Consider the following 24,397-nt stretch of genomic DNA (forward strand, 5'->3'; position numbering starts at 1 on the left):
AGATCATGCTCAAATTGAAGGACTTGATCCCGTTCCAGCACATCGGAAATGGAGCTAATGAACCGCGTCCGGGCCTCACGTTACCGAGATTTAATGTGCACGATTGCGTGATAATTGCCATAAACCGCTGATATCGGGGTGTGGCGTGGCCGGTTTTCGCCCCCAGCCCGTATCGTCGAAGTGCCTGCTTCCGCTGGAATCCGGCAGACGAATCCTGCCGCTGGAGTGTCGATGTCGAGCTGGAAACAGATTGTTGCAGCATTTGTGATTCTGGTCGCCGCCGTGGCCGCCTGGGCACGCTTTTATCCCGGCGCGCCTCAGATACTGGCGCGTTGGGGAATGGATTGGGCCATCGCCGCGACACCTCCCGCGACGGAAAGCGCCGCCGGCACCGGCCAGTCCGCACGCAACCGCGGCGGTCAGATCGTCACCATCGTCGCCTCGCCTGCCGGCACCGCCACCATCAACGACAGGCTGCAGGCGATCGGCACCGGCCGCGCCAACGCGACCGTCACCGTCAATCCATACTCATCCGGACGCCTCACCGAACTGCTGGTCCAGTCCGGCACGCATGTCGAAAAGGGCGATGTCATCGCCAGGCTCGATTCCGAGACGGAAGTGATCGCGCGCGACCGCGCCCAGGTGGCGATAGAGGATGCCCAGTCCAAGCTCGACCGGGTAAAATCGCTCAGGGCGTCCAATGCGGCCACGCCTGTAGCCGTCGCCGACGCCCAGGTGACGCTCGCCAACGCCAGGCTGGCGCTGCGCGATGCCGAGCTCGCGCTCGAGCGCCGCTCGATCATGGCGCCGATCGAAGGCACCGTCGGCATCCTGCCGATCGCCGCCGGCAACTATGTCACCAATCAATCGGCGATCGCCACACTCGACGACCGCTCCAGCATCCTGGTCGATTTCTGGGTGCCGGAACGCTTCGCCGCCGCGGTCAAGGTTGGCGCCCAGCTGTCGGCCACGCCTCTGGCCAACCCCAACCAGGTCTATACCGGCACCGTCTCGGCCATCGACAACCATATCGACGAGAACAGCCGCACGCTGCTCGTGAAAGCGACGATCGCCAACCCCGCCGATTCGCTGCGCGCCGGCATGTCCTTCCAGATCGGCATGCGCTTCCCCGGTGATACCTATCCGGCAGTCAGCCCGCTCGCCATCCAGTGGGGGACCGACGGCGCCTATATCTGGGCCGTCGACAACGGCAAGGCCAAGCGCGTTCCGGTACGCATCATCCAGCGCAACACCGAGACCGTGCTGATCGATGCTCCGGTCGTGAGCGGCGACATGGTGGTGACCGAAGGCACGCAGAGCGTCAGCGAAGGCGGCGATGTCCGCATCGCCGGCGAGGATCGCGCCGCCGGGACCGAGGGCTCATGAGCGGCGCCGGCGACGCCGCCGCGGGATCTGGCCTGACGGCGCTTTTCATCCGCAGGCCGGTCATGGCCTTCGTACTCAACACGCTGATCGCGGTGGCCGGGCTTGCCGCATTCTGGGGCGTCGAGATCCGCGAATTGCCGGATGTCGACCGCCCCGTCATCACCGTCAACACCACCTTCGACGGCGCGGCCGCCGAAACCGTCGACCGTGAGCTGACCGACGCGATCGAAGGCGCGGTCGCGCGCGTTTCGGGCGTCAAGTCGATCTCGTCCACCTCCTCCTTCGGCCAAAGCCGCGTCACCATCGAATTCAACGACGGCGTCGACCTCAACGTCGCGGCCTCCGACGTGCGCGATTCCGTCAGCCGGATCACCAATCAGTTGCCCGAGACTGCCGACGCGCCGCGCATCGTCAAGGCCGACGCGAATTCGGACCCGGTGATGCGGCTGGCCGTCACCTCCGACACCATGTCGGTGCAGGACATGACAGTGTTCGTGCAGGACCGCATCGAGGACGAGCTCGCCGCGGTGCCGGGTGTCGCCGACGTCCAGGTCTCCGGCGACCGCGACAAGATCTTCCGCATCGACGTCGACCAGAACAAGCTGGCGAGCCTGGGCTTCACCGTCGCCGACCTTCGAAAGGCTCTTGCCTCGGTCGCCTTCGATTCCCCGGCCGGCTCGATCACCACGACCAATCAGGACCTCATCGTTCGCACGACCGCCGACGTGACCACGCCGGAGGAGTTCGAGAACATCGTCATCGGCGGCGCGACCCGTATCCGCGACGTCGCCACCGTGACGCTCGGGCCCGATATCGGCCAGACCTCGCTGCGCTCCGACGGCAAGACCGGTATCGGCCTAGGCATCATACGCCAGGCGGAATCGAACACGCTCGACATCTCGACCGGCGTGAGGGCCGCCGTCGCGAAGCTGCAAGAGACGTTGCCCGCCGGCATGTCCATCAAGGTGACCAGCGACGACGCCGTCTTCGTCAATGGCGCCGTGCACGAAGTCGAGATCGCGCTGGCGCTGTCGGTCTCGATCGTGCTCGTCGTCATCTACGCTTTCCTGCTCGACTGGCGCGCCACGCTGATCCCCGGCCTGGCGATGCCGGTCGCCATGATCGGCACCATCGCCGCGATCTATCTCGCCGGCTTCTCCGTCAACATCCTGACGCTGCTGGCGCTGGTGCTGGCGACCGGCCTTGTCGTTGACGACGCCATCGTCGTGCTCGAAAACATCGTGCGCCGCCGCAACGAAGGCATGGGGCCCCGCGCGGCGGCGGTGCTTGGCACGCAGGAAGTGTTCTTCGCCGTCGTCGCCACCACGCTGACGCTGGTCGCAGTCTTCGTGCCGATCTCCTTCCTGCCGGGACAGACAGGCGGCCTGTTCCGCGAATTCGGTTTCGTGCTGGCGATGTCGGTGCTGCTCTCCTGCGTGGTCGCGCTGACGCTCTGCCCCATGCTTGCCTCGCGCATGCTGACCAGCGCATCGCTTCACCATGAAGGCGGTACCGGCATCGGCGCGCGCATCGGCGGCGCCTTGCACGGGCTCTACAAGCATTGCCTGCGTCTTTGCCTCGACGCGCCCTGGATCGTCGTCCTGGTCGCGCTCATTTTCGCCGGCACCGCCTTCACGCTGTTCGGCACCATCCGCCAGGAACTGACGCCGCCGGAAGACCGTGCCGTGGTGCTGTTGCGCATCAGCGCGCCGCAAGGCGTCAGCCTCGACTACACCACCGAGCAGATGCGCAAGATCGAGCGGCTGATCCAGCCGCTGCGCGATTCCGGCGAGATCCGCTCAACCTTCGAAAACGCCGGCAACAACGGCTCCTACAATTCGGGCTTCATGGTGATGACGCTGGCGCCCTGGGACGAGCGCAGCCGCAGCCAGCAGGAGATCATGGCCGACATCAGCCGCCTGACCAGGCAGGTGCCGAGCGTGCGCGTCTTTCCGGTGCAGCCGAACAGCCTCGGCATTCGCGGCGCCGGCAACGGCCTGCAATTCGCGCTGGTCGGCAATGACCGCAAGGCGCTGAGCGAGGCGGCGGTGAAGATCGTCGACGAGATGCGTCAGGACCCGCGCTTCCAGACGCCGCGCCTCTCCGTCGACCCGACGCAGCCGCAGCTTGCCGTGGCCATCGATCGCGAACGCGCCTCCGATCTCGGCATCGACATCACCGGGCTGGCCGACACGCTGCAGGCCATGCTCGACGGCAACGATGTCGTCGACGTCTACATCGCCGACCGCAGCTATGGCGTGAAGCTGGTCTCGACCACCAACCCGATCAACGACCCGACCGACCTGGAAAACATCTTCCTGAAGACGTCCGATGGCCGTTTCGTGCCGATGTCGACCATCGCCACGCTGACCGAGCGCGCCGTGCCGCCGTCGCTGACGCGCGAGCAGCAGCAGCCCTCGGTCGCGATCACCGCCAATCTCGGCAGCGGCTTCGCGCTCGGCGAGGCGCTGACCCGCGCCGATCAGATCGCGGCGCCGCTGCTGCCGCCCGGCGCGCGCATCCTGCCGCTCGCCGAAGCCGCGACGCTCGGCGAGAGCAACAACGCCATGATCGCCGTCTTCAGCTTCGCGCTGGTCATCATCCTTCTGGTGCTGGCGGCCCAGTTCGAAAGCTTCGTCAGCGCCCTCATCATCATGGCGACGGTGCCGCTCGGGCTCGCCTGCGCCATTTTCGCGCTGCTCCTGTCGGGCACCAGCCTCAATGCCTACAGCCAGATCGGACTGGTGCTTCTGGTCGGCGTCATGGCCAAGAACGGCATCCTGATCGTCGAGTTCGCCAATCAGCTGCGCGACCGCGGGCTCGGCGTGCGCGAGGCGATCGAACAGGCTTCGACCATCCGGCTGCGCCCGGTGATGATGACCATGATCTGCACCGTGCTCGGCGGCGTGCCGCTGGTGCTCGCCGCCGGCGCCGGCGCCGAGGCGCGCGTCGCGCTGGGCTGGGTCATCGTCGGCGGCCTTGGGCTCGCCACTGTCTCGACTTTGTTCCTGACGCCTGTCGCTTATCTCTTGCTTGGCCGCTTCGTCACGCCGAAAGCGCATGAGGAAGCGAGGCTGAAGCGCGAGCTCGAGGAAGCCGTGTATGTCGACGCGGAGCCGGCCGAGTAGACTATCTCAACAGCCGACCCTCGATCGACCAGCGTGCTGCCAGGAAGTTCAGCACAGCGGCCACCACGACACCGACGATCTTGGCCGGCCACACGCCGATTGCCCCCGCGAGAGCGGCGATCGACAGGCTGGAAACGCCAAGCGAAATCAACGCGCCCAGCGAGACGAAGCGCAGGAAGGACTGGCGGAGCCGGATGCCCGGGTCGCGCTCGAACGACCAGAAGCCGTTCGCCGCGAAGGAGAAAAGGACCGCGACGAACCAGGCGCCGATATTGGCGGCCAGAGCCGGTACCGCGAGCTTGAGCAGCAGGAAGAATGCGGCGAGGTCGATGCCGCTGTTGACCAGCCCGACCAAGGCGAAACGAACGATCTTGTTGCCGGTCGAACGCTGCGGCTGGCCGGCGCTCATGTTTTGCCGTCCATGACGCGCATTCCGGGCCGTTCGAGGCTGGCGCCGAAATCCTCAGAACTCAGAACCGTGAACTCGACCTCACGCGCGCCCTGCATCGGGTCTCGCGCCCGTAAAATGTCATCGACTTGACCCGGATGGCACATGAACACCCCTTGTTCGGGCAAGGTGTCGACCGCGGCGCGCAGCGTCGGAGCGAATTTTTGCGGCTGCCGCCAGTCATAGATGCCGCAGAGCGGCGTCATCACGCTGAAGCCGGCCCGCTGCATCGACCTGTTGAACCCCACGGCCAGAGCAGCGATCGCCGCGATCTTGGCCGCCGCGTCCAGGCCGGCAAGCCCGGGCGCGCCGCGTAGCGCGGGCTTGTGTGCGCTTTCCCCAAACCGGGCGAGCAGCCAATTCCGCACCACGGGAAGAAAATGCACGTGCTGGTGCCCATCGATGTGATCGGGCGGGCCAACCAGCGCTTCGGTGAAGTGGTCGTACTGGGCGTCGAGCTCGGCATGAATGTCCCGCTCGTCGATACGCTCGCGCCGCACCGGCAGCGCAAGAGAGGCAAGCCCGGGCAACTTGCCTTCCGGCGCCAGGCTGGACGATCCGGTCACGGCTATCTGATCGGTCAGGGTCAGGTGCAGCCCGACGGCGGCGCGTTGACGGAACGGCCTGATGCGCGCCGCCGCCTCTTCCCATTCGGGAAAGCCGGTCATGCAACTGGTCCCGGTCAGGCGGCCGCGCTCGATGAGGTCGAGGATCGCACCCGATACCCCCGGCGCCAGCCCGTAGTCGTCGGCGATCAGGCGGATCGACCTGGTCATCTCTCGGAAGCAACCTGCTCGGCGGCATTGCCATGCAACACGTCGCGCACGATGTAGACGGGCCGGTCCTTGCTTTCGCTGAGCGTGACCCAGACATACTCGCCGATCAGGCCGAGCAGCGCCAGGTTGAGGCCTCCAAAAAGCACGACGGCGACCATGATGCTGGGGTAGCCGGGCACGGCGATGCCATAGAACAGCACCTCGAAGAGCACCTTCACGCCATACGCGAGACCTGCGAATGCCGCGAGCAATCCGATGAGGCTGATGACGCGCAGCGGGATCACGGAAAACGAGGTGAACCCTTCAAGCGAGAACGCGATCAGGTTGAACCTGGTCCATTTCGACGTGCCGCCGGAGCGGTTTTCCGGCGAGTAAAGCACCGCCTTCTGGCGAAAGCCGGCCCAGGCGAATAGGCCCTTGTTGAAACGCCGCTTGTCGCGCACGCTGGTCAAGGCACGTGCCACCGCGCCGCGCATGACACGGAAGTCTCCGGCATTCTCGGGAATATCGAAGCGCTGGCTGCTGTTGATCAGCCTGTAGAAGAGCCGCGCCAGCTGGCTGCGCCGCCAGCTCCCCTCGCGCCGGTCGTTCTGGGCGTAGACGACATCGATTTCGGGATTCTCGACCAGCTCACCGATCATCCTCAGGCTGATATCCATGGAATGCTGGAGGTCGGAGTCCATGATCAGGACCATGTCGCCGCGGGAATGATCGAGGCCGGCGAGCACCGCCGCTTCCTTGCCGAAATTGCGGCTGAGCCGCACGATTTCCCACGAGCCCGACAACGTCGCGGCGAATGTCTCGGCGCTGCCGTCGCGGCTGCCGTCGTCGACGAGTATCTTGCGGACGGTCATGCCGAAGCGCTCCGCCACGGCCACTTCCAGCCTGTCGAGCAACCCGACGAAGGCGATCGCGGATTCGGCCTCGTTGAAGAACGGCGCGATGACGTCGAGCATCTCAGCCATGCGCGACGGCTCCGGGGGTCGGCACTTTGTCCCCGCCTCGCCCCCAGAACCAGGCGACAAGCATGCAGGCGACTATGCTGGTGCTGATAGGCCACAGCCACAAGTGGAAAAGATCGTGCCGCCGGAGATCGACACTGGTCAGTCCGGTAACGAAGAGGAGTATCGCCGGCAACCAGCGCATGGCCGCGTTTTCCTTCCTCCGCCACACCAGGGCGATGGAAAGGCCGGCTGGCACCGCCACCATGGCATAGGTGTTCTGCTCGACCCGCGGATTGAAGACGCACATGTAGAACGCCGCAATGAGGAAGATGGCCAGTCCGCCGATGTTGGAGTCCAGCCTGCGGTCCAACTGGAGCACCGCCCAAAGCGCAAGCAACCCCACGACGACGCGCACGATCGTCGCCTCGGCTTCGGACAGCGGCATCCCAAACCGCGTGAAAGGCGCTGTGAAGTCGGCCGGAACGAAGGGACCGGTTGGGTTGACCGTCATCGACGTCAGCATGCGGAAGAAATCGTGGTACTGGGCGTTGATGTAGTCCGCGGGCGCAAAACCATAGGGGATGGCGAGCACGACGAGCACCGCCAGCACCAGCACCGGTATCAGCCGGGGACGCAGCGCTCCCACCAGAAGCAGCATGATGATCGCAGTGGGCTTGGCTATGACCGCAAGCGTGGCCCAGAAGAAGCTTTCAGCCCGGCGCCCCTCGAGCGCCGAGAGCGTGAGAAACCAGCACGCTCCGGTGAGCAGGATCGTCGCCTGGCCGTTGCGAAGCGCCGCCAGCGCCATCGGCAAGGCAAGGAACAGGCCGAAGGACAGCAGCCATGTCTGCTCCTGGCCGTCGATCCTGCGCACCTGACGCATTGCGGCGAAAGTCAGCGCGCCGAAGCCCAGCACGTGCCACAAAACGCTGCCCAGATGCGGCCCGAGCTTCACCAGGGGAACGTAAAGGGCGGCGAAGGCGGGCGCGTAGAGATACCCCATCGCGGCCTGGACGTGATACAGCGGTTCACGGCTCAGGAAAGCTTCGCTGCCATGTCTGTAAATATAGACCACCGAACGCGTATCGGGCGACCATAGCACCAGGCCAAGCACAATCAGAAACGACCCGACCCACAGCCAAAACCCCAAACGGTCGAAAACCGGCTTGGTTACCGTCATAGCGCACCCCGCGTTCCGACCAGGATGGCGTTCCCATCGCCGCCTAGCCTTCAGCGCCGGCGAGATATCACATCGAAATGAAATAGAACATACGAGCGTGACTGTTACCGGCGCGGGGGCAAAGGACGGCGCAACAGCGGCGTTTTTCCGCCGCCACCTTGTCGATCACAGATTTGTGTTCAAGGCGTTGGCCGTGGTCTGAACAGCTACGATCAGCGCCCCGGGGGAGCTTACGGTTTGATGAACACCTTTCCGTTGGGCTTGGCGAGCTCGGCCGGCAGCCGCGCCATCGCCTCGTCCAGCGGCACCACTGCCGCGACGTCGGTCGACCAGCGTCCATCGGAAAAGCGCTTCTGCGCTTCCAGAACCGCCGGGCCCAGCCTGTCGCGGAACTGGCGCATCCATTCGGCCAGCCAGAAACCTTCGACGCGCTTATGCTGGAAGATCAGTTGGCCGGGCTCGCGGATCACCGTCGGCTCGGCGTCGAGCCTTCCATAGACGATCCAGCGCGCGCGTTTCGGCATGGCATTGAAGATGGTCGAAGCCAGCGGGCCGGTGACCGCGTCGAGGAAGATGCGCGGCTGCTCGGCCTTCATCGCCTCGCGCAACGCCGTCTCGAAATCCGCCGCTTTCTCGTTGAGCACATGGGCGGCGCCGAGCTCCGCCAGCTGCGGAATCTGCTCGTCGCGACGCACGGTGACGATCGGGCGGAAACCTTCCTCCTTCGCCAGCCCGATGATCAGCTTGCTGAGCTGGCTGGCGCCCGCGGTCATGATGAAGGATTTTTCGCCCTCCTCTCTGACGATGTCGAACATGGCCAAGGCCGTCAGCGGATTGACGATCATCGCGGCGCCGTCCTCGTCGCGCACCGTGTCGAGGAGCGGGATGCAGGACGCCGCCTCGGCGACGGCATATTCCGCCCAGGCGCCCCAGTTCGACACGCCGGTGGCGAAGGCGACGCGTTTCCCTGCGAGGCTCCTTGCATAGGGATCATCGCCCGTGGCGACGACAATGCCGACGCCCTCGAAACCCGCCGGACGGCCCTTGACCCGCGGCTGGCCGTACCGCCCCTTGATGAAGGCGATGTCGGACGGGTTGATCGAGGCGAGGCTGACCTTGATGAGCGCCTGCGAGGGACCGGGCGCGGGCACGGCGACGCTGCCGGGCTGGAGATAAGGCTCCATCGCTTCGAGCGCAGCCGGCGAAGGCGTCCTGGTGTAACCGTCGCCGACAAGCAGCAAGCCCCGCATTTGCGATGGAAGCGTCATGATCGTCAGACCTTTTCCTGCGTGTATTTCCTGAGTTCCGTGCGCGCCACCTGCCGCCGGTGCACCGCGTCCGGCCCGTCGGCCAGCCGCAGCGTCCTCAGATGCGTCCAGGAGCGGGCGAGCGGGGTATCCTGGCTGATGCCTTGCGCGCCGAACATCTGCACCGCCTCGTCCGTGACTTTCAGCGCGACGCGCGGCGCCACCACCTTGATCTGGCTGATCCAGGGCGCGGCGGCGCGCGCGTCGCCCTGGTCGATCATCCAGGCGGCCTTGAGGCAGAGCAGCCGCGCCATCTCGATCTCCATCCGGCATTCGGCGATGATGTCGAAATTCGCGCCGAGCTTGGCCAGCGACTGACCGAAGGCTTCGCGCCGCACCGAGCGCTGGCACAGCATCTCCAGCGCCATCTCGGCCTGGCCGATGGCGCGCATGCAGTGATGGATGCGGCCAGGCCCCAGCCGCCCCTGCGCGATCTCGAAACCCCTGCCCTCGCCGAGGATCAGGTTCGCCGCCGGCACCCGCACATTCTCGAATCTCAGATGCATATGGCCGTGCGGGGCGTCATCGTCGCCATAGACCTGCATGGGCCGCAGCCTGGTGATGCCCTTGCTGTCGGAAGGCACCAGGATCATCGAATGCCGGCGATGCTGCGGCTCTTCGTCCGATCCGGTCCTGACCATGACGATATAGATGGCGCAGCGCGGATCGCCCGCGCCGGAAGCCCACCATTTCTCGCCGTTCAGCACATAGTCGTCGCCCTGCCGCTCGCAGCGCATCGAAATGTTGGTCGCGTCCGAAGAGGCGACGTCAGGCTCGGTCATCAGATAGGCCGAACGAATCTTGCCCTCGAGCAGCGGCTCCAGCCAGTCCCGCTTGTGCCCTTGCGAGCCGTAACGCTCCAGCACTTCCATGTTGCCGGTGTCGGGCGCCGAGCAGTTGAAGGTCTCGGCGCCGAGATGCGCCTTGCCCATCTCCTCCGCCAGATAGGCGTATTCGACGGTGGAAAGGCCATAGCCGCGCTTGGAATCGGTCAGCCAGAAGTTCCACAGGCCGCGCTCGCGCGCCGTCTTCTTCAAGCCTTCGAGGATTTCCGTCTGCCTGGCCGTATAGGACCAGCGGTCGCCACCCTTGCCGATCTCGGCGAGAAATTCTTCGCCGAGCGGCGCGATCTCGTCGCGCACCATCGCCGCCACTCGCTGGTGGATTGGCCTCAGCCGCTCGGTCATGCCGAGATTCATGTCCGTCATCGCTTCCGGCCTTTCCGAAGATAAATCTTTACCCGTGGCAAGGATGACCGTACTTCGGCTAGCCTTGTCAACGCGAGTCCTTGGGCGAGTCCCCGGCCTGGCCGGATGCGGAGAAACACGATGAGCTATCTGGACAAGCTGTTCTCGGTCGCCGGCAAGACCGCGCTGGTGACGGGTGCTGCGACCGGCATCGGCCGCATGGTGGCGACCGGACTGGTACGCGCCGGCGCTCATGTGATGATCGTCTCGCGCAAGGGCGGGGATTGCGCCAAAGTCGCCAACGAATTGAACGCGCTCGGCGGCTCCGGCCATGCCGAGGGCTTTGCCGGCGACGTGTCCAGCGAAGCGGGCATCGCCGCTCTGGTCGCCGAGGTCAAGGCGCGCGCGGAGCGCCTGCACATCCTGGTCAACAATGCCGGCATTTCCTGGGGCGCGCCGCTGCAGGATTTCCCTTACCACGCCTGGGCCAAGGTGTTCGGTGTCAATGTCACCGCCGTCTTCCACCTGACACGGGAGCTCTTGCCGTTGCTCGATGCCGCCGCGAGCGACGAGGATCCTGCCCGCGTCGTCAATCTCGGCTCGGTGATGGGCACCCAGCCGCTGGCCGACGACGCCTATTCCTACGCGGCATCGAAAGCGGCGGTGCATCATTTGACGCGCACGCTGGCGATCGAGTTCGCGGCCCGCCGCATCACCGTCAACGCCTTTGCGCCCGGTCCTTTCCAGAGCCGTATGACGGCGTTTGCCACCGCGACCGAGGAGCAGGCGAAACATGTTGGTAACCATGTTCCGCTCGGCCGCATCGGCGTGGCGGATGACATTGCCGGCGCAACGCTTTATTTGTGCAGCCGGGCCGGCAGCTATGTCACCGGCGCCATCCTGCCGATCGACGGCGGCCAGTCGGTGCAGCATGGAATGACTTTGTTCAAGGAATAAGGTGCCCGGTTCGAGGAATCGTAATCCGGGCGGGGGTGCGGAGGACATCAGCGTGGAACCGATCAGTCTCGATACGCTTGTGGCAAGCGTCGGCAAGGAGGTCGGCGTCTCGCCCTGGCGAACGGTGACGCAGCGCATGATCGACCAGTTCGCCGATGCGACCGACGACCACCAGTTCATCCATTGCGATCCGGAGCGCGCCGAGCGCGAAACGCCCTTCGGCGGCACCATCGCTCATGGTTTCCTGTCGCTATCGCTTCTGTCGGCAATGACCTTCGAGACGATGCCGCCGCTGGAAAACACCAAGATGGGCGTCAACCACGGCTTCGACACGCTGCGTTTCCTGGCGCCGGTGAAGACGGGCTCGCGCATCCGCACCCGCTTCGTGCTGGCGGACGTCAAGGTGCGGCCGTCCGGCTGGGTGCAGACGGCGCATGATGTGACCATCGAGATCGAAGGCTCGAAGAAGCCGGCGCTGACGGCGCGCTGGCTGACCTTGACGCTGATCGAGCGCCAGCCCGAAAACGCATGAGCGGCGAGGCCGGCGCCATAGACCAGGCGGCGCTTGCGCCCTATCTCGAGGCGCATATCCCGGGTTTTACCGGCCTGTCCGCGATTGAAAAATTCAAATCCGGACAATCCAATCCGACCTATCTTTTGACCGCCGCCAGCGGCCGCTATGTGCTGCGCGCCAAGCCGCCGGGACAATTGCTGAAATCCGCGCATCAGGTCGACCGCGAATTCCGGGTCATGCAGGCGCTTGCCGGCACGGCTGTGCCGGTGCCGCGCATGCTGCATCTGTCGCGCGAAGACTCCCCCACCGGCCGCATGTTCTACGTCATGGAATATCTCGACGGCCGCATCTTCTGGGATCCGTCGCTGCCTGACGTTTCCGGCAATGACGAGCGCGCCGCGATCTACGACGCGATGAACGCGACGCTCGCCGCCCTGCACGATGTCGATGTCGGCGCCGTCGGCCTTGGCGATTTCGGCAAGCCCGGCAGCTATTTCGAGCGCCAGCTCGCGCGCTGGACCGGCCAATACCGGGCCTCCGAAACCGAAGCCATAGCCGATATCGACAGGCTGATTGCGTGGCTCGAAACCCATATACCGGCCAATGACGGCCGCGTTTCGCTTGTCCATGGCGACTACCGGCTGGACAACATGATGTTCGCGCTGGATGCGCCGAAAGTCATCGCGCTGCTCGACTGGGAGCTGTCGACGCTCGGCCACCCCTTCGCCGACCTCGCCTATCAATGCATGCAATGGCGCCTGCCGCATGCCTCCGGCTTTCGCGGCCTCGGCGGCGTCGACCGCGCCGCTGCCGGCCTGCCGTCCGAGGAGGCCTATGTCGCAGCCTATTGCAAACGGCGCGACATCGGGAAGATCGACAACTGGACCTTCTTCCTCGCCTTCTCCTTCTTCCGGCTGGCGGCGATCTGCCAGGGCGTCTATCGCCGCGCGCTGGACGGCAATGCCTCCAATCCGGAAAAGGCAAAGACCTATGGGCAAGCGGTTAAGCTGATCGCGATACTCGCGGCGGAGCTGAGCGGCGGGAAGAACTGAAGAAAGGAAAGCTGAGCGATGGGCCGTTTCGATGGGATGACGGTGCTGGTCACCGGCGCGACGGGCGGCCTTGGCAGCGGCGCGGCAAAGGCTTTCGCGGCGGAAGGCGCGCGGCTCGTGCTCTCCGATCTCGACGAGCCGGCGCTCGGCGATTTTGCGGCGACGCTCGACGCCGAGACCGCTCACCTTACCGGCAACATCGCCGACGAAAAGCTCTCGGAGGATCTGGTGCAACTGGCCGTCGAGAAATTCGGCCGGCTCGACATCGCCGTCAACAATGCCGGCATCGTACACAACTTCGTGCGCTTGCCGCAGGTGACCTCGGAAGAGGCGCGCCGCGTGGTCGAGGTCGACCTGCTCGGCGTCTTCTATGCCATGAAGCACCAGATTCCTCAGTTGGAACGGCAGTTCAGGGAAAGCGGCAAGGGCGGCGTCATCGTCAACATCGCCTCGGTCGCCGGTCTATCGGGCGCGCCGAAACTTTCGGTCTATGCCGCCGCCAAGCATGGCGTCGTCGGGCTGACGCGCTCGGCCGCCGTGGAATATGCCAGCAAAGGGATACGCATCAACGCCGTCTGCCCGGCCCACACCCGCACGGCGATGGTCGACGGCTTCGTGCGTTTCACCGGAGCGTCCGAAGCCGAAGCGCTTGCCGAACTCACGCGCGGCGTGCCGATGAAGCGTGTCGGCGAGATCGACGAGATCACCACCGGCGTCCTGTTCCTTGCCGACCCTGCCAACTCCTTCATGACCGGTCACGCGCTGGCGCTCGACGGCGGCATTGGCGCCATTTGAGCATGCTGGGAACGGCTTGCGTCCGCAATCGCGTTAACCGAGGAGCTTGAACGGACGTTGCGGAACCGGAACGCTCTCTTGTCCGTTTCCGTACAGCGTATATAACTTCGTCAGGCAACCAACGACAAAGGCAGCGGACATTGACGCTGAGCGTTCAGAAACGCCGCGAAAAACAGAAGGCGGAGCTTCGCTCCGAACTGGTCGCGGCGGCTCACAAGCTGGTGCAGGAAGAGGGTTACGAGGGCCTCACCATCCGCAAGCTCGCCAAGCGCGTCGGCTACGCGCCGATGTCGGTCTATTCCTATTTCGCCGACAAGCAGGACATCCTGTTCGCGCTGGCCGAAGACGCCTTCGAGACGCTCGCTCGTCGCATCGAGGACCACCCCGCCGACGACCCGATCGAGGCGCTCAAGGCGGTGATGACCGAGTACGCGGCTTTCGGGCTCGGCAATCCCAACGAATACCGCACCGTCTTCATGACCGAGAAGACCAAGCTGCCCGAAGGACGCAGCTACGAGGACATGGAAGAGGGCAATCCGGCCATGAAGGTGCTGATCAAACGCGTCGAGGCCTGCGTTGCCGCCGGCAGACTTAAGGGCGACCCGCGCGCCATCGCGACCATGCTGTGGACCGTGGGCCACGGCACGATTTCGCTCTTGATCACCTTTCCCTTTTATCCGTTCGGCGACGCCCAGGCCTATGTGAAGCGCATGTGCGATTTCACGCTTGTGGGGTTGCAGGCGCAGGATATTCCGCCGCTGACCGCAACGCCCGTCAACTGCTGATCTCTTTGATCGTCGGCTCGCATCGCTTCGCCTGATTTGCGGCGGCGAATTCCTGTGTTCAAAAAAATTTGTCGTACACGTACAGATTCCTCCTTGAATTCCGACTCTATTAACCGTATTTGTACGCCGTATCGTACGCGTACGACGAGATTGACTGGAGACGGAAAATGAAGAAGACCCTCCTTGCGCTCGCCACCGTGCTGGCTTTCTCGGGTGCTGCTTTCGCTGGCGCGAGCCAGCCGGCCAAGCATGCCCCCGCGGCTTGCGCTCAGACCAACGCCAGCGTGAAACTCGACTGCACGTCGACCGGTTCGGTCGAAAAGGCGGACGCCAACAAGACGACGAAGAGCCCGCGGCTCGGCATCGATGTCAGCCCGTGGTTCGTGCCCGGCCTCTAAGTGCCGGCCGGCTTTTAAGATCTCAACATCGAAACGGGCGGCATCCGGCCGCCCGTTTCGTATCCACCTGTATGGCGCCAACTGAAACGGTCGGCGACAGCACCTATTTCTTGCGCGGCTTGCTCTCGGGTACCGTCTTGGCCTTGCCGGTTTTGGCGGGAGCGCCGGGAATGGTGGTGCTGGTGATCGACACCGGATCGCTGGCTGGGAATGTGTCCTCGAGGCCTTCCTCGAGTTCCTCGTCCTCGACCTGGCGATGCTTCTCACGCTCGAGCGAGCGGACGGCCGAAGTCTTTTTGGGCGTTTTCGGCGCGGGTTTGGATGGCATCGGCTTCTCCCTCGCTAAGCAGTTCCAGGAAAAGTGCGCAGCGGTTTTCCGTCCGGAACTGCGGCAGAGCAAACATTTAGAGCGGTGGGCGTCATAAAACACCCAGCCGCTCTTGCCGCAAGAACGGGCTGGATCGGCGATGGTTCCTGCCACGCCGCATCCCTTCGGATAGCGTGGCGCAAAGATCAGTTCGCCGCGTCGCTCGCCGCTTCCGACAGCAGAGTAAAGACATAGTCCGCGAAGGAACGCCAGCACTCCACACGGAACGCGTCGGCCGCGGTGCGCAACAGCACGATCTCGGATTTGCCGAGAATGGTGCGCGAGGCAGCACCCACCGGGAAAGCCTCGAGCGACAGGTCCTGCGGACAGCCCGAATTGACCGTCATCGAGGCCGCTGGCCCGGTGACCGAGATTGCGACATTGCGGTGCGAGATGCCGACCGCCGAATGCAGCGCCGTCACCTTGGCGCAGTCGGCGAGCGGATCGTTGCCCGCCTCGTCGACAATCAGCCATTCGTCCGGCCCGAGCCACAGCGCCATGCGTCCGTCCTTGGTCGCCGAGGTCTTCGGCTTGGCCGGCAGCGTCACGCCGAGCGCCTTGGAAAGTGCTGCGACCGAAGCCTGCGGCGCGCGCAGCGAGATGCGTTCGGCCGGCGGCAGCATCTCCACTTTTACGCCCGGCGCCAAGACCGTGCGGCCGGCGAGTGCCGGCCGGCGCTCGACGGAAGGCGCGGCAGCAGCGGCTTTTGTCTTGGCGGCGGCCTTAGCCATTGAGGCGTTCTCCCTTCTCGTCGACGAACACCATGCCGGTGACTTCCACCTCGATCGTGCCGTTCGGCATCGGCACGTAGAGCGTCTGCCCCATGCGGTCGCGACCGCCGGCGACCAGCGCCAGGGCGATCGAGCGGCCGCAATTCTCCGACCAATAGCTGGAGGTGACGTGGCCGATCATCTTCATCGGGATCGGCTGCTTCGGGTCGGCGACGATCTGCGCGCCCTCTTCCAGAACCACCTTCGGGTCTTTGGTCTTCAGGCCCACGAGTTGCTTGCGGCGCTTGGCTACAAGGTCCGGCCGGGTCAGGCCGCGAATGCCGACGAAATCGGTCTTCTTCTTGCCGACCGCCCAGTCGAGCCCGGCATCGTTCGGCGTCACCGTGCCGTCCGTGTCCTGGCCGACGATGATATAGCCCTTCTCGGCGCGCAGCACGTGCATCGCTTCGGTGCCGTAAGCAGTCGCGCCATGTTTCTGGCCTTCGGCCCACAGCGCTTCCCAGACCGCCTCGCCGTAATCGGCCGGCACGTTAACCTCGAAGCCGCGCTCGCCGGTGAAGGACATGCGGAACAGCCTTGTCGGCACGCCGCAGATCTTGCCCTCGCGCACCGACATATGCGGCATCGCCTCGTCCGACATGTCGATGCCTTCAACCAGCGGCGCGATGATGTCACGCGACTTCGGCCCTTGGACGGCTATGACCGCCCATTGCTCGGTGATCGAGGTCAGCCAGACATTGAGATGCGGGAACTCGGTCTGGAGGTAATCCTCCATGTGGTTCATGACGCGCGGCGCGCCGCCGGTCGTCGTGGTCACATGGAAGCGGTCGGGCGCCAGCCTGCCGACGACGCCGTCATCATAGATGAAGCCGTCCTCGCGCAGCATGATGCCGTAGCGGCAGCGGCCGGTTTCCAGCTTCTCCCACGGGTTGGTGTAGAGCAGCTCCATGAACTTCGCCGCATCCGGCCCGACCACCTCGATCTTGCCGAGCGTCGAGGCGTCGAACAGGCCGCCCACTTTTCGCACCGTCACGCATTCGCGGTCGACGGCGGCGTGCATGTCCTCGCCGGCCTTGGGGAAATACCAGGCGCGCTTCCAGTGACCGACATCCTCGAACACAGCACCTTGCGACGCGGCCCAGCCATGCGTTGCCGTGCGGCGGGTCGGGTCGAAGAGCGCACCCCGCGCGTGGCCGACGATCGAGCCGAACGTCACCGGCGTATAGGGCGCGCGGAACGTGGTGAGGCCGACCTGCGGGATCGGCTTGCCGAGTTCCTCGGCGGCGATCGCCAGGCCATGCATGTTCGACGTCTTGCCCTGGTCGGTCGCCATGCCATTGGTGGTGAAGCGCTTGACGTGCTCGATCGAGTGCATGCCTTCATGCACCGCCTGGCGGATGTCCTTGGCGGTTACGTCGTTCTGGAAATCGACGAAGGCCTTGACCGTTGTGCCCGACCCGGCGCCGGGCCCGGCGCCCAGCATGCCGCGCGACCAGCTCTCGCCGGCATCGACCTTCGGCTTGGCGCTCTTCCTGGCGCTGCCGCCGGCGTCCTTTGCCACCTTGGCGCCGGCCGCATAGGCCTCATCGACCGTCGCGTCCAGCCCGTCCGTGCCGTTGCAGGCACCGACCGAGACGCAGTCCTGCGCGTAGGTGCCGGGCACGAAGCGCTTGGTCTCGTCGTTGAAGGCGACCTTGCCGCGCGACTGCGAGAACAGATGCACCGACGGCGTCCAACCGGCCGACATCAGGATCGCGTCGACCGGGATGGTGCGCTCGCCGCCGCCATTCTTCGGCTGCACGGTCATCGACGACACGCGCAATTTGCCGCCGGCGCTGACCACGGCGCGGCCGAAATTGATCTCGATGCCGAGCGCCCTCGCCTCGTCGATCACCGCGCCGGCGGGATTGTCGCGCAGGTCGACGATGGCAGCGACATTGACGCCCGCCTTCTTGAGATCAATCGCGGCGGCATAGGCGGAGTCGTTGGCCGTATAGACGCCGACATTCCTGCCGACCGCCACGCCATAATGGTTGAGGTAGGTGCGCGCCGCCGAAGCCAGCATGACGCCCGGACGGTCGTTGTTGGCGAAAACCATGTGGCGCTCGATGGCGCCGGTGGCGATGACGACGCGATTGGCGCGAACCTGCCACAGGCGCTCGCGCGCCAGCTCGCGGCCCGGGCTCTTGAGATGGTCGCTGACCCGCTCGACCAGGCCGACGAAGTTCTGCGCGTAGTACCCAAAAGCAGTCGTGCGCGACAGCACGCGCACATTGTCCATCGCCTTGAGCCTGGCGATCGCGCCTTGAGCCCAGGCAAAGCCGTTCTGGCCGTCGATCCTGGCGCCGCTCTCGAAGCGCAGGCTGCCGCCGAATTCGGCCTGCTCGTCGGCGAGGATCACCCGCACGCCCGTTTCGGCGGCGGCAAGGGCAGCTGCAATGCCGGCGGCGCCGCCTCCCAGCACCAGCACCTCGCAATGCGCGTAGCGGGCGGCATAATGGTCCGGATCCGGCTTCTCCGGCGAAACGCCGAGGCCCGCCGCAGCGCGGATCTTCGGCTCGTAGAGATCCTTCCACGCCCACTTCGGCCACATGAAGGTCTTGTAGTAGAAACCGGCCGAGAACATCGGCGAGGCGATGTCGTTGACGGCGCCGACGTCGAAGGCAAGCGACGGCCAGCGGTTCTGCGAATTGGCCGTCAGCCCGTCATAGAGCTCCTGCACGGTGGCGCGCACATTGGGCGTCTTGCGCGCATCGTCGCGCACGATCTGCACCAGCGCGTTGGGCTCTTCCGCGCCGGCCGACAGGAAGCCGCGCGGCCTGTGGTACTTGAACGAGCGGCCGACCAGATGCACGCCGTTGGCGAGCAGCGCCGAGGCCAGCGTATCGCCCTCGATGCCGGAATAGGCCTGGCCGTCGAAGCTGAACGATGCGGTCTTCGCCTGGCTGAGGCGACCGGCGCCGGAGATACGGAATGCAGCGCTCATTTCGCGGCTCCAGGCAGTTTCGCCGGCTTCGGTTCGCCGGCCTTGTAGGTCATGACGAACTTGTCGGTGACGGTGTCGCGGACGGCGTTGAAGAAGCGCGCGCAGCCATGGATGTGCCGCCAGCGCTCATAGATGACGCCCTTCGGATTGGCGCGGATGAAGAAGAATTTCTCGAAATCGTCGTCGCTCTCGCCGGCAATGTTGGCTGAGCGCACGACATGCGCCTCGCCGGCATTGCGGAACTCGAGTTCCGGGCGCTCTTCCTCGCAATAGGGGCAGCGGATGAGAAGCATCTGGGTGATCCTAAAACTTGCCGTGACCGGCGCGCGCACCGGCCGAGTGAAAGCAAAGCGGCTGAGCCATCATCAGTGCGCCACCGCGGCCGCGGCGGCCTCGTCTATGAGGCGTCCCGTGCGGAAGCGCTCGAGCGTGAACGGCGCGTTGATCGGGTGCGGCTCGTCCTTGGCGATCGTATGCGCGAACACGTTGCCCGAGCCGGGCGTCGCCTTGAAGCCGCCGGTGCCCCAGCCGCAGTTGACGTAGAGGCCCTGGACCGGCGTCTTGGCCAGGATCGGCGAGCGGTCGGGCGTCACGTCGACGATGCCGCCCCAGGAGCGCAGCATCTTCATGCGGGTGAAGATCGGGAACATCTCGCAGATGGCGTCGAGCGTATGCTGCAATATGTGCAGGCCGCCAGTCTGCGAATAGGAGACATACTGGTCGGTGCCGGCGCCGATCACCAGCTCGCCCTTGTCCGACTGCGAGATATAGGCGTGCACGGTGTTCGACATCACCACGCAGGGCACGACCGGCTTGATCGGCTCCGACACCAGCGCCTGCAGCGGATAGCTTTCGAGCGGCATGCGCACGCCGGCCATGTTCATGATAACGGAGGAATGGCCGGCCGCGACCACGCCGACCTTCTTGGCGCCGATGAAGCCGCGCGTCGTCTCCACGCCGCTGACCGCGCCATTGGCCGCGCGCTTGATGCCGGTGACCTCGCAGTTCTGGATGATGTGCACGCCGCGCGCCGAGGCGCCGCGCGCATAGCCCCAGGCGACCGCGTCGTGGCGCGCCGTGCCGCCGCGCCGCTGCAGCGCGGCACCCATCACCGGATAGCGCGCGTCCTTGGAGATGTTGAGCGGCGGACAGAATTCCTTCGCCTGCTCCGGCGTCAGCCATTCATTGTCGATGCCGTTGAGCCGGTTGGCATGGATGTGGCGCTTGAAGACCTGCACGTCGTGGACGTTGTGCGCCAGCATCATCACGCCACGCGCCGAATACATCACGTTGTAGTTGAGCTCCTGGCTCAGCCCATCCCACAACTTCAGCGCATGGTCGTAGATGCCGGCGCTTTCGTCATAGAGGTAGTTGGAGCGGATGATGGTGGTGTTGCGGCCGGTGTTGCCGCCGCCGAGCCAGCCCTTTTCCAGCACCGCGACGTTGGTGATGCCGTGCTGGCTCGCCAGATAATAGGCCGTCGCCAGGCCATGCCCGCCGGCGCCGACGATGATGACGTCGTATTCCTTCTTCGGCTCGGGCGACGTCCACTGCTCTTCCCAGCCCTTGTGGCCGCGCATGGCCTCGCGGGCAATGGCGAATACCGAGTATTTCTTCACGTTTCAGGCCTCGCGCCAGTAGCTTTCGCGGATTTGCGGCCGGGCATCCCCGCCTCGGCGCGCGAGGTGTATCACTAGCGAAACCGCGCTGTCATCCTTGCGCTGTTTGCGACGGCACTTGCCGTTTTGCGCCCGTGCCGCGTAATGCCCGCGCGCCGATGGCAAGGCAGCTTTCGGGTGGCTGCATTCATACCGATTTGCGACCAAGCATCCAACCGCCGGCAAGCCAGGCACAAGGAAGGATGCAAGGACATGTTCACCCTGACAAACAAGGTCGCCATCGTGACGGGCGCCAGCTCTGGTATCGGCCGCGCCACAGCCAGACTATTCGCCGACCAGGGCGCGAGCCTCGTCGTCGCGGCGCGCCGGCAGGCCGAACTCGACGCGCTCGTCGGCGAGATCGAGGATGCCGGCGGCACAGCGGTTAAGCTTGCCGGCGATGTGAGGGACGAGGCCCACGCGAAGGCGCTCGTCGACCTCGCGGTCGAAAGGTTCGGCGGCCTCGACATCGCCTTCAACAATGCCGGCGCCGTCGGCGTGATGGGACCGGTGACCGACATGGCGCCGGCGATCTGGCAGGAGACGATGGACACCAACCTGACCAGCGCCTACCTCGCCGCCAGGCATCAGATCCCGGCCATGCTGGAACGCGGCGGCGGTTCGCTGATCTTTACCTCGAGCTTCGTCGGCTACACCGTCGGCATGCCTGGCATGGCGGCCTATGCCGCCGCCAAGGCCGGACTGATCGGCCTGACGCAGGTGCTGGCCGCCGAATACGGTCCGAGGGGTCTGCGCGTGAATGCGCTGCTGCCCGGCGGCACCGACACGCCCGGCGCCACGACCACGACACCGGAGGCCCGCGCCTTCGTCGAAGGCATCCATGCCTTGAAGCGCATGGCGCAACCGGGAAAGATTGCCCGCTCGGCGCTTTATCTCGCCTCGGATGCTTCGAGTTTCACCACCGGAACCGCGCTGTTTGCCGATGGCGGCGTGTCAATCAGCCGGACGTGATCCGTTTGGCCGACGGCAGACATGCTCATCCGCTAAAATCTTGCGACTGCACCCTTGCATTCCGGTCTGTTTTGACGATTTTCGTTCCCGTCGAAAAACGGACCGGAACGATGCTGCTGATCAGAACCTATGTCGCCCAGAGCGCCATCGAAGGCGTCGGCGTTTTCGCCGCCGAGCCGATCAGGAAAGGCGCCTCGATCTGGCGGCTCGATCCCGATTTCGACCGGCTGGTACCGATGGAGAAATACGAGACCGCTCCCGCGCATCTCAAGGAACTGCTCGACCGTTACGCCTATCCGAGCCCGGACAAGCCGGGCTTCATGGTCTACGAGGTCGACAATGGCCGCTTCATGAACCATTCCGAGCGGCCGAACACGGATTTCTCGCAATATGGCGGCGCCACCGCCATTCGCGACATTGCCGCCGGCGAGGAAATCACCTGCGATTACGGCGAGTTTTTCGAGGATTTCGCCCGCCTGCATCTGGCGACCGCATAGTGCTCCGGCCGTCACGCCGGGACACGCGGGATTTTGATCGCGGTTTCCTGCAATCAGCGGTGGACAGTGCGGCATGATTCTGCTATCAGCCGCCCACAATTCGCGGTGCAACCCGCCGCGGAGGCATGGCGGCTATGGCTGTATGCCTATCGATATCAAACCCGAAGACAGGATTGCCCGTGCAGGTACTCGTCCGCGACAACAACGTTGATCAGGCGCTTCGCGCGCTGAAGAAGAAAATGCAGCGCGAAGGTATTTTCCGCGAAATGAAGATGCGCGGTCACTACGAGAAGCCGTCCGAGAAGCGTGCCCGCGAGAAGGCCGAGGCCGTGCGCCGCGCCCGCAAGCTGGCCCGCAAGCGCGCCCAGCGCGAAGGCCTGCTGCCGATGACCCCGCGCCCGGCTCCGGCTGGTGCTGCCGGCGCATCGCGCTCGCCGCGCTCATAACGCCTATTTTTCGTCCTTTTCGAAGGATACCGAGGGTGGCGCGATGCGGAATCGCCGCCACCTTTTTGTTTATGCATAGGAGCCGGTTCGGAGAGGGAACGGACTGACGGCGCTGCGGCAGTGAGGACAAAGATGAACGCAATTTCCGTGGAGCGCAAAACCGCTTTTCGCGGCTTCGCCCTGACGGCGGCCCTGCTTTCGGGTCTGACGCTTGCGGCATGCCAGACGACCCCGACGGGTGAGTTCAACTCGATCGACAAGGCGCAAGGGTCGAGCGAGAACATCTCCTCGCTTTCGGCGGTCATCCAGCGAAATCCGCAGGATCCCGAGGGCTATAATGTGCGTGGCTCGGCCTATGGCCGCGGCGGCCAGTACCAGGCGGCGCTCAAGGACTTCAACCAGGCCATCCAGCTCAACCCGAACTTCTACCAGGCCTATTCGAACCGCGCCCTGATCCAGCGCTTCCTCGGCAATCAGGAAGCCGCTTTGGCCGACTACAACCGCTCGATCCAGATCAACGCCAACTACGACGCCGCCTATATCGGCCGCGGCAATCTCTACCGCAAGGCAGGCCGCACCCAGGATGCCTTCAACGACTTCCAGAAGGCGATCCAGCTCGACACCACCGATGCCCGCGCCTACCACAATCGCGGCCTGATCTATCAGAGCCAGGGCCAGCACAAATTCGCCATCGAGGATTTCTCGACCGCCATCTCGCTCGCGCCCGACGCCGCCGAGCCCTACAACGGCCGCGGCCTCTCCTATCTGGCGACGGGCGACGAGGACAACGCCTTCTCGGACTTCAACATGGCCATCAAGCTCGACGGCAAGAACGCCGAAGCCTGGGCCAACCAGGCGCTGATCTACGAAAAGCGCGGCGACAAGGGAAGGGCAGCCAAGTCCTACCGCGAGGCCATCCACCTCGACCCCAGCTATCAGCCGGCCAAGGACGGCCTGTCGCGCACCGGTGGCAACGCCAGCTGATCGGAAGCTGGCGCCGAAAGTAAGGTATCTTGCACGACTTACGGGTCCGCCGGCGGCCGCAGTGTTGCGCCGCGCAGACGCCGATAGCGATCCGTTAACCGCCCAGTCCAATGCGTTAATCTTTGCCATGTTCGCGCCAAGTTTTCAGCGGAACGCTCCGTGCACCTCGATCGTTTAGGCCGGGGCCAAGATTTTCGCGAAAGGACCTTTCCAATGATCAAAACACTTGCCTGTGCCGCTGCCGCGCTTGCCGCCACGGTCCTCGCTTCTCCCGTCAGCGCCGGCACGCTCCGGCTCGGTACGCTCGATTGCACGATCGACGGCGGCGTCGGCTACGTCATTACGTCGAACAAGGGCGTCTCCTGCACCTTCCGCCCCTATCATCACGGTCCAGCCGAGCAGTACACCGGCATGATCTCCAAGCTCGGCGTCGACCTCGGCCAGACGCATCAGGGCCAACTCGTCTGGGCGGTGCTTGCTGCCACTCGTCATCACGACGCTGGCGACCTCGCCGGCAGCTATTACGGCGTCAACGCCGAGGCGAGCGTCGTGACCGGCGGCGGCGCCAACCTCCTGGTCGGCGGCCTTGACGGCGCCTTCATGCTGGAGCCGCTCAGCGTCCAGGCACAGACCGGCCTCAACCTGGCCGTCGCGGTGGCCTCGCTGGATCTCGTCCACTCCTACAAATAGCCGCCGCAGAACCACGGCACCCGCAGGGCCGCGCCTTCTACGAAGGGCGCGGCCTTCGCATATAGGAAGCCCCCGAACATAGTTGGAAACACAAGCACCGCGAGAATGTCAATTGCGTGTGGCAGCTTTGCTTATGTTGTGTTATCAAGCCGAGGTGTTGGTGGCAATCGCCGGCAGAGGGGCAGCCTCCCAACAGATGCAAAGACATC

The 24,397-nt window shown here is 64.9% G+C and carries 24 protein-coding genes; 13 read left to right on the forward strand and 11 right to left on the reverse strand.

The genetic code is table 11. The annotated features are described in order from the left end of the window. Positions 1-231 precede the first annotated feature (231 nt). Positions 232-1,386: an efflux RND transporter periplasmic adaptor subunit gene (locus tag FJW07_RS24825; RefSeq protein WP_140859138.1), complete on the forward strand. Its 1,155-nt coding sequence runs from the start codon at positions 232-234 to the stop codon at positions 1,384-1,386. Next, positions 1,383-4,514, forward strand: a complete 3,132-nt coding sequence (locus FJW07_RS24830) for an efflux RND transporter permease subunit (protein WP_140859139.1) — start codon at positions 1,383-1,385, stop codon at positions 4,512-4,514. Before FJW07_RS24825 ends, FJW07_RS24830 begins: the two co-directional genes overlap by 4 nt. A gap of 1 nt (position 4,515) precedes the next feature. Here the strand turns inward: FJW07_RS24830 and FJW07_RS24835 are convergent, their stop codons facing one another. From FJW07_RS24835 to FJW07_RS24860, 6 genes are all read right to left on the reverse strand, one after another. Then, positions 4,516-4,923, reverse strand: coding sequence for a GtrA family protein (locus FJW07_RS24835; RefSeq protein ID WP_140859140.1), 408 nt, complete (start codon positions 4,921-4,923; stop codon positions 4,516-4,518). After that, the gene (locus tag FJW07_RS24840) at positions 4,920-5,738 is read right to left on the reverse strand and encodes a ChbG/HpnK family deacetylase (RefSeq protein ID WP_140859141.1); all 819 of its coding nucleotides are present in this window, start codon (positions 5,736-5,738) and stop codon (positions 4,920-4,922) included. The genes FJW07_RS24835 and FJW07_RS24840 overlap by 4 nt, the downstream gene beginning before the upstream one ends. After that, positions 5,735-6,703 (reverse strand): glycosyltransferase family 2 protein, encoded by a 969-nt coding sequence (locus FJW07_RS24845; protein WP_140859142.1) that lies wholly within the window; start codon positions 6,701-6,703, stop codon positions 5,735-5,737. The genes FJW07_RS24840 and FJW07_RS24845 overlap by 4 nt, the downstream gene beginning before the upstream one ends. Continuing rightward, a complete protein-coding gene (locus tag FJW07_RS24850; protein WP_140859143.1) occupies positions 6,696-7,862 on the reverse strand; it encodes a glycosyltransferase family 87 protein in 1,167 nt (388 codons plus the stop codon). Before FJW07_RS24850 ends, FJW07_RS24845 begins: the two co-directional genes overlap by 8 nt. Before the next feature lie 230 nt (positions 7,863-8,092). Next, positions 8,093-9,130 (reverse strand): zinc-binding dehydrogenase, encoded by a 1,038-nt coding sequence (locus FJW07_RS24855; RefSeq protein WP_140859144.1) that lies wholly within the window; start codon positions 9,128-9,130, stop codon positions 8,093-8,095. 5 nt (positions 9,131-9,135) lie between these two features. Further along, positions 9,136-10,377, reverse strand: coding sequence for an acyl-CoA dehydrogenase family protein (locus tag FJW07_RS24860; protein ID WP_140859145.1), 1,242 nt, complete (start codon positions 10,375-10,377; stop codon positions 9,136-9,138). 120 nt (positions 10,378-10,497) lie between these two features. Between FJW07_RS24860 and FJW07_RS24865 the strand changes: the two genes are divergently transcribed. The 6 genes from FJW07_RS24865 to FJW07_RS24890 all read left to right on the forward strand — a co-directional run bounded on the left by FJW07_RS24865 (position 10,498) and on the right by FJW07_RS24890 (position 14,857). After that, on the forward strand, positions 10,498-11,313 hold the full coding sequence (locus FJW07_RS24865) for an SDR family oxidoreductase (protein ID WP_140784376.1): 816 nt from the start codon (positions 10,498-10,500) through the stop codon (positions 11,311-11,313). Positions 11,314-11,359: 46 nt separating this feature from the next. Beyond that, positions 11,360-11,845 carry a MaoC family dehydratase gene (locus FJW07_RS24870; RefSeq protein WP_281405136.1) on the forward strand — a complete coding sequence of 162 codons (486 nt, stop codon included), beginning with the start codon at positions 11,360-11,362 and terminating at the stop codon, positions 11,843-11,845. Continuing rightward, positions 11,842-12,879, forward strand: a complete 1,038-nt coding sequence (locus tag FJW07_RS24875; RefSeq protein WP_140859146.1) for a phosphotransferase family protein — start codon at positions 11,842-11,844, stop codon at positions 12,877-12,879. Before FJW07_RS24870 ends, FJW07_RS24875 begins: the two co-directional genes overlap by 4 nt. 18 nt (positions 12,880-12,897) lie before the next feature. Beyond that, on the forward strand, positions 12,898-13,674 hold the full coding sequence (locus FJW07_RS24880; protein WP_140859147.1) for an SDR family oxidoreductase: 777 nt from the start codon (positions 12,898-12,900) through the stop codon (positions 13,672-13,674). Between the two features lie 140 nt (positions 13,675-13,814). Further along, positions 13,815-14,459: a TetR/AcrR family transcriptional regulator gene (locus FJW07_RS24885; protein WP_140651424.1), complete on the forward strand. Its 645-nt coding sequence runs from the start codon at positions 13,815-13,817 to the stop codon at positions 14,457-14,459. A gap of 167 nt (positions 14,460-14,626) precedes the next feature. Next, the gene (locus FJW07_RS24890) at positions 14,627-14,857 is read left to right on the forward strand and encodes a DUF680 domain-containing protein (protein WP_140642390.1); all 231 of its coding nucleotides are present in this window, start codon (positions 14,627-14,629) and stop codon (positions 14,855-14,857) included. A gap of 103 nt (positions 14,858-14,960) precedes the next feature. On the opposite strand, the gene FJW07_RS24895 is transcribed toward FJW07_RS24890, so the two are convergent. From FJW07_RS24895 to FJW07_RS24915, 5 genes are all read right to left on the reverse strand, one after another. After that, entirely contained in the window at positions 14,961-15,185 is a 225-nt protein-coding gene (locus FJW07_RS24895) for a hypothetical protein (protein WP_140706830.1), read from the reverse strand. Positions 15,186-15,370: 185 nt separating this feature from the next. Beyond that, on the reverse strand, positions 15,371-15,955 hold the full coding sequence (locus FJW07_RS24900; protein ID WP_140859148.1) for a sarcosine oxidase subunit gamma: 585 nt from the start codon (positions 15,953-15,955) through the stop codon (positions 15,371-15,373). Further along, positions 15,948-18,941: a sarcosine oxidase subunit alpha gene (locus FJW07_RS24905; RefSeq protein ID WP_140859149.1), complete on the reverse strand. Its 2,994-nt coding sequence runs from the start codon at positions 18,939-18,941 to the stop codon at positions 15,948-15,950. The genes FJW07_RS24900 and FJW07_RS24905 overlap by 8 nt, the downstream gene beginning before the upstream one ends. Further along, complete coding sequence (locus FJW07_RS24910) at positions 18,938-19,234, reverse strand: sarcosine oxidase subunit delta (RefSeq protein WP_140651419.1); 297 nt, start codon at positions 19,232-19,234, stop codon at positions 18,938-18,940. Before FJW07_RS24910 ends, FJW07_RS24905 begins: the two co-directional genes overlap by 4 nt. Before the next feature lie 72 nt (positions 19,235-19,306). Continuing rightward, the gene (locus tag FJW07_RS24915) at positions 19,307-20,560 is read right to left on the reverse strand and encodes a sarcosine oxidase subunit beta (protein WP_140859150.1); all 1,254 of its coding nucleotides are present in this window, start codon (positions 20,558-20,560) and stop codon (positions 19,307-19,309) included. 252 nt (positions 20,561-20,812) lie between these two features. On the opposite strand from FJW07_RS24915, the gene FJW07_RS24920 reads away from it, so the two are divergent. The 5 genes from FJW07_RS24920 (at position 20,813) to FJW07_RS24940 (ending at position 24,188) form a co-directional block, all read left to right on the forward strand. Next, complete coding sequence (locus tag FJW07_RS24920) at positions 20,813-21,571, forward strand: SDR family oxidoreductase (RefSeq protein WP_140859151.1); 759 nt, start codon at positions 20,813-20,815, stop codon at positions 21,569-21,571. Positions 21,572-21,681: 110 nt separating this feature from the next. Continuing rightward, the gene (locus FJW07_RS24925; RefSeq protein ID WP_140859152.1) at positions 21,682-22,068 is read left to right on the forward strand and encodes an SET domain-containing protein-lysine N-methyltransferase; all 387 of its coding nucleotides are present in this window, start codon (positions 21,682-21,684) and stop codon (positions 22,066-22,068) included. Between the two features lie 179 nt (positions 22,069-22,247). Further along, on the forward strand, positions 22,248-22,514 hold the full coding sequence (rpsU, locus tag FJW07_RS24930) for a 30S ribosomal protein S21 (RefSeq protein WP_027165252.1): 267 nt from the start codon (positions 22,248-22,250) through the stop codon (positions 22,512-22,514). A 132-nt stretch (positions 22,515-22,646) separates the two neighbouring features. Then, a complete protein-coding gene (locus tag FJW07_RS24935; protein WP_140859153.1) occupies positions 22,647-23,498 on the forward strand; it encodes a tetratricopeptide repeat protein in 852 nt (283 codons plus the stop codon). Positions 23,499-23,711: 213 nt separating this feature from the next. Continuing rightward, positions 23,712-24,188 carry a DUF992 domain-containing protein gene (locus FJW07_RS24940; protein WP_140642408.1) on the forward strand — a complete coding sequence of 159 codons (477 nt, stop codon included), beginning with the start codon at positions 23,712-23,714 and terminating at the stop codon, positions 24,186-24,188. Positions 24,189-24,397: the final 209 nt, after the last annotated feature.

Source organism: Mesorhizobium sp. B3-1-9, from assembly GCF_006439595.1.
Taxonomy (GTDB): domain Bacteria; phylum Pseudomonadota; class Alphaproteobacteria; order Rhizobiales; family Rhizobiaceae; genus Mesorhizobium.

Coding starts and splice junctions, on each gene's coding strand:
- FJW07_RS24845 (WP_140859142.1), bottom strand. CDS start 6,703: ATGGCTGAGATGCTCGACGTCATCGCGCCGTTCTTCAACGAGGCCGAA.
- FJW07_RS24860 (WP_140859145.1), bottom strand. CDS start 10,377: ATGACGGACATGAATCTCGGCATGACCGAGCGGCTGAGGCCAATCCAC.
- FJW07_RS24880 (WP_140859147.1), top strand. CDS start 12,898: ATGGGCCGTTTCGATGGGATGACGGTGCTGGTCACCGGCGCGACGGGC.
- FJW07_RS24940 (WP_140642408.1), top strand. CDS start 23,712: ATGATCAAAACACTTGCCTGTGCCGCTGCCGCGCTTGCCGCCACGGTC.
- FJW07_RS24905 (WP_140859149.1), bottom strand. CDS start 18,941: ATGAGCGCTGCATTCCGTATCTCCGGCGCCGGTCGCCTCAGCCAGGCG.
- FJW07_RS24920 (WP_140859151.1), top strand. CDS start 20,813: ATGTTCACCCTGACAAACAAGGTCGCCATCGTGACGGGCGCCAGCTCT.
- FJW07_RS24895 (WP_140706830.1), bottom strand. CDS start 15,185: ATGCCATCCAAACCCGCGCCGAAAACGCCCAAAAAGACTTCGGCCGTC.
- FJW07_RS24855 (WP_140859144.1), bottom strand. CDS start 9,130: ATGACGCTTCCATCGCAAATGCGGGGCTTGCTGCTTGTCGGCGACGGT.
- FJW07_RS24935 (WP_140859153.1), top strand. CDS start 22,647: ATGAACGCAATTTCCGTGGAGCGCAAAACCGCTTTTCGCGGCTTCGCC.
- FJW07_RS24875 (WP_140859146.1), top strand. CDS start 11,842: ATGAGCGGCGAGGCCGGCGCCATAGACCAGGCGGCGCTTGCGCCCTAT.
- FJW07_RS24830 (WP_140859139.1), top strand. CDS start 1,383: ATGAGCGGCGCCGGCGACGCCGCCGCGGGATCTGGCCTGACGGCGCTT.
- FJW07_RS24835 (WP_140859140.1), bottom strand. CDS start 4,923: ATGAGCGCCGGCCAGCCGCAGCGTTCGACCGGCAACAAGATCGTTCGT.
- FJW07_RS24865 (WP_140784376.1), top strand. CDS start 10,498: ATGAGCTATCTGGACAAGCTGTTCTCGGTCGCCGGCAAGACCGCGCTG.
- FJW07_RS24840 (WP_140859141.1), bottom strand. CDS start 5,738: ATGACCAGGTCGATCCGCCTGATCGCCGACGACTACGGGCTGGCGCCG.
- FJW07_RS24900 (WP_140859148.1), bottom strand. CDS start 15,955: ATGGCTAAGGCCGCCGCCAAGACAAAAGCCGCTGCTGCCGCGCCTTCC.
- FJW07_RS24850 (WP_140859143.1), bottom strand. CDS start 7,862: ATGACGGTAACCAAGCCGGTTTTCGACCGTTTGGGGTTTTGGCTGTGG.
- FJW07_RS24910 (WP_140651419.1), bottom strand. CDS start 19,234: ATGCTTCTCATCCGCTGCCCCTATTGCGAGGAAGAGCGCCCGGAACTC.
- FJW07_RS24925 (WP_140859152.1), top strand. CDS start 21,682: ATGCTGCTGATCAGAACCTATGTCGCCCAGAGCGCCATCGAAGGCGTC.
- FJW07_RS24890 (WP_140642390.1), top strand. CDS start 14,627: ATGAAGAAGACCCTCCTTGCGCTCGCCACCGTGCTGGCTTTCTCGGGT.
- FJW07_RS24825 (WP_140859138.1), top strand. CDS start 232: ATGTCGAGCTGGAAACAGATTGTTGCAGCATTTGTGATTCTGGTCGCC.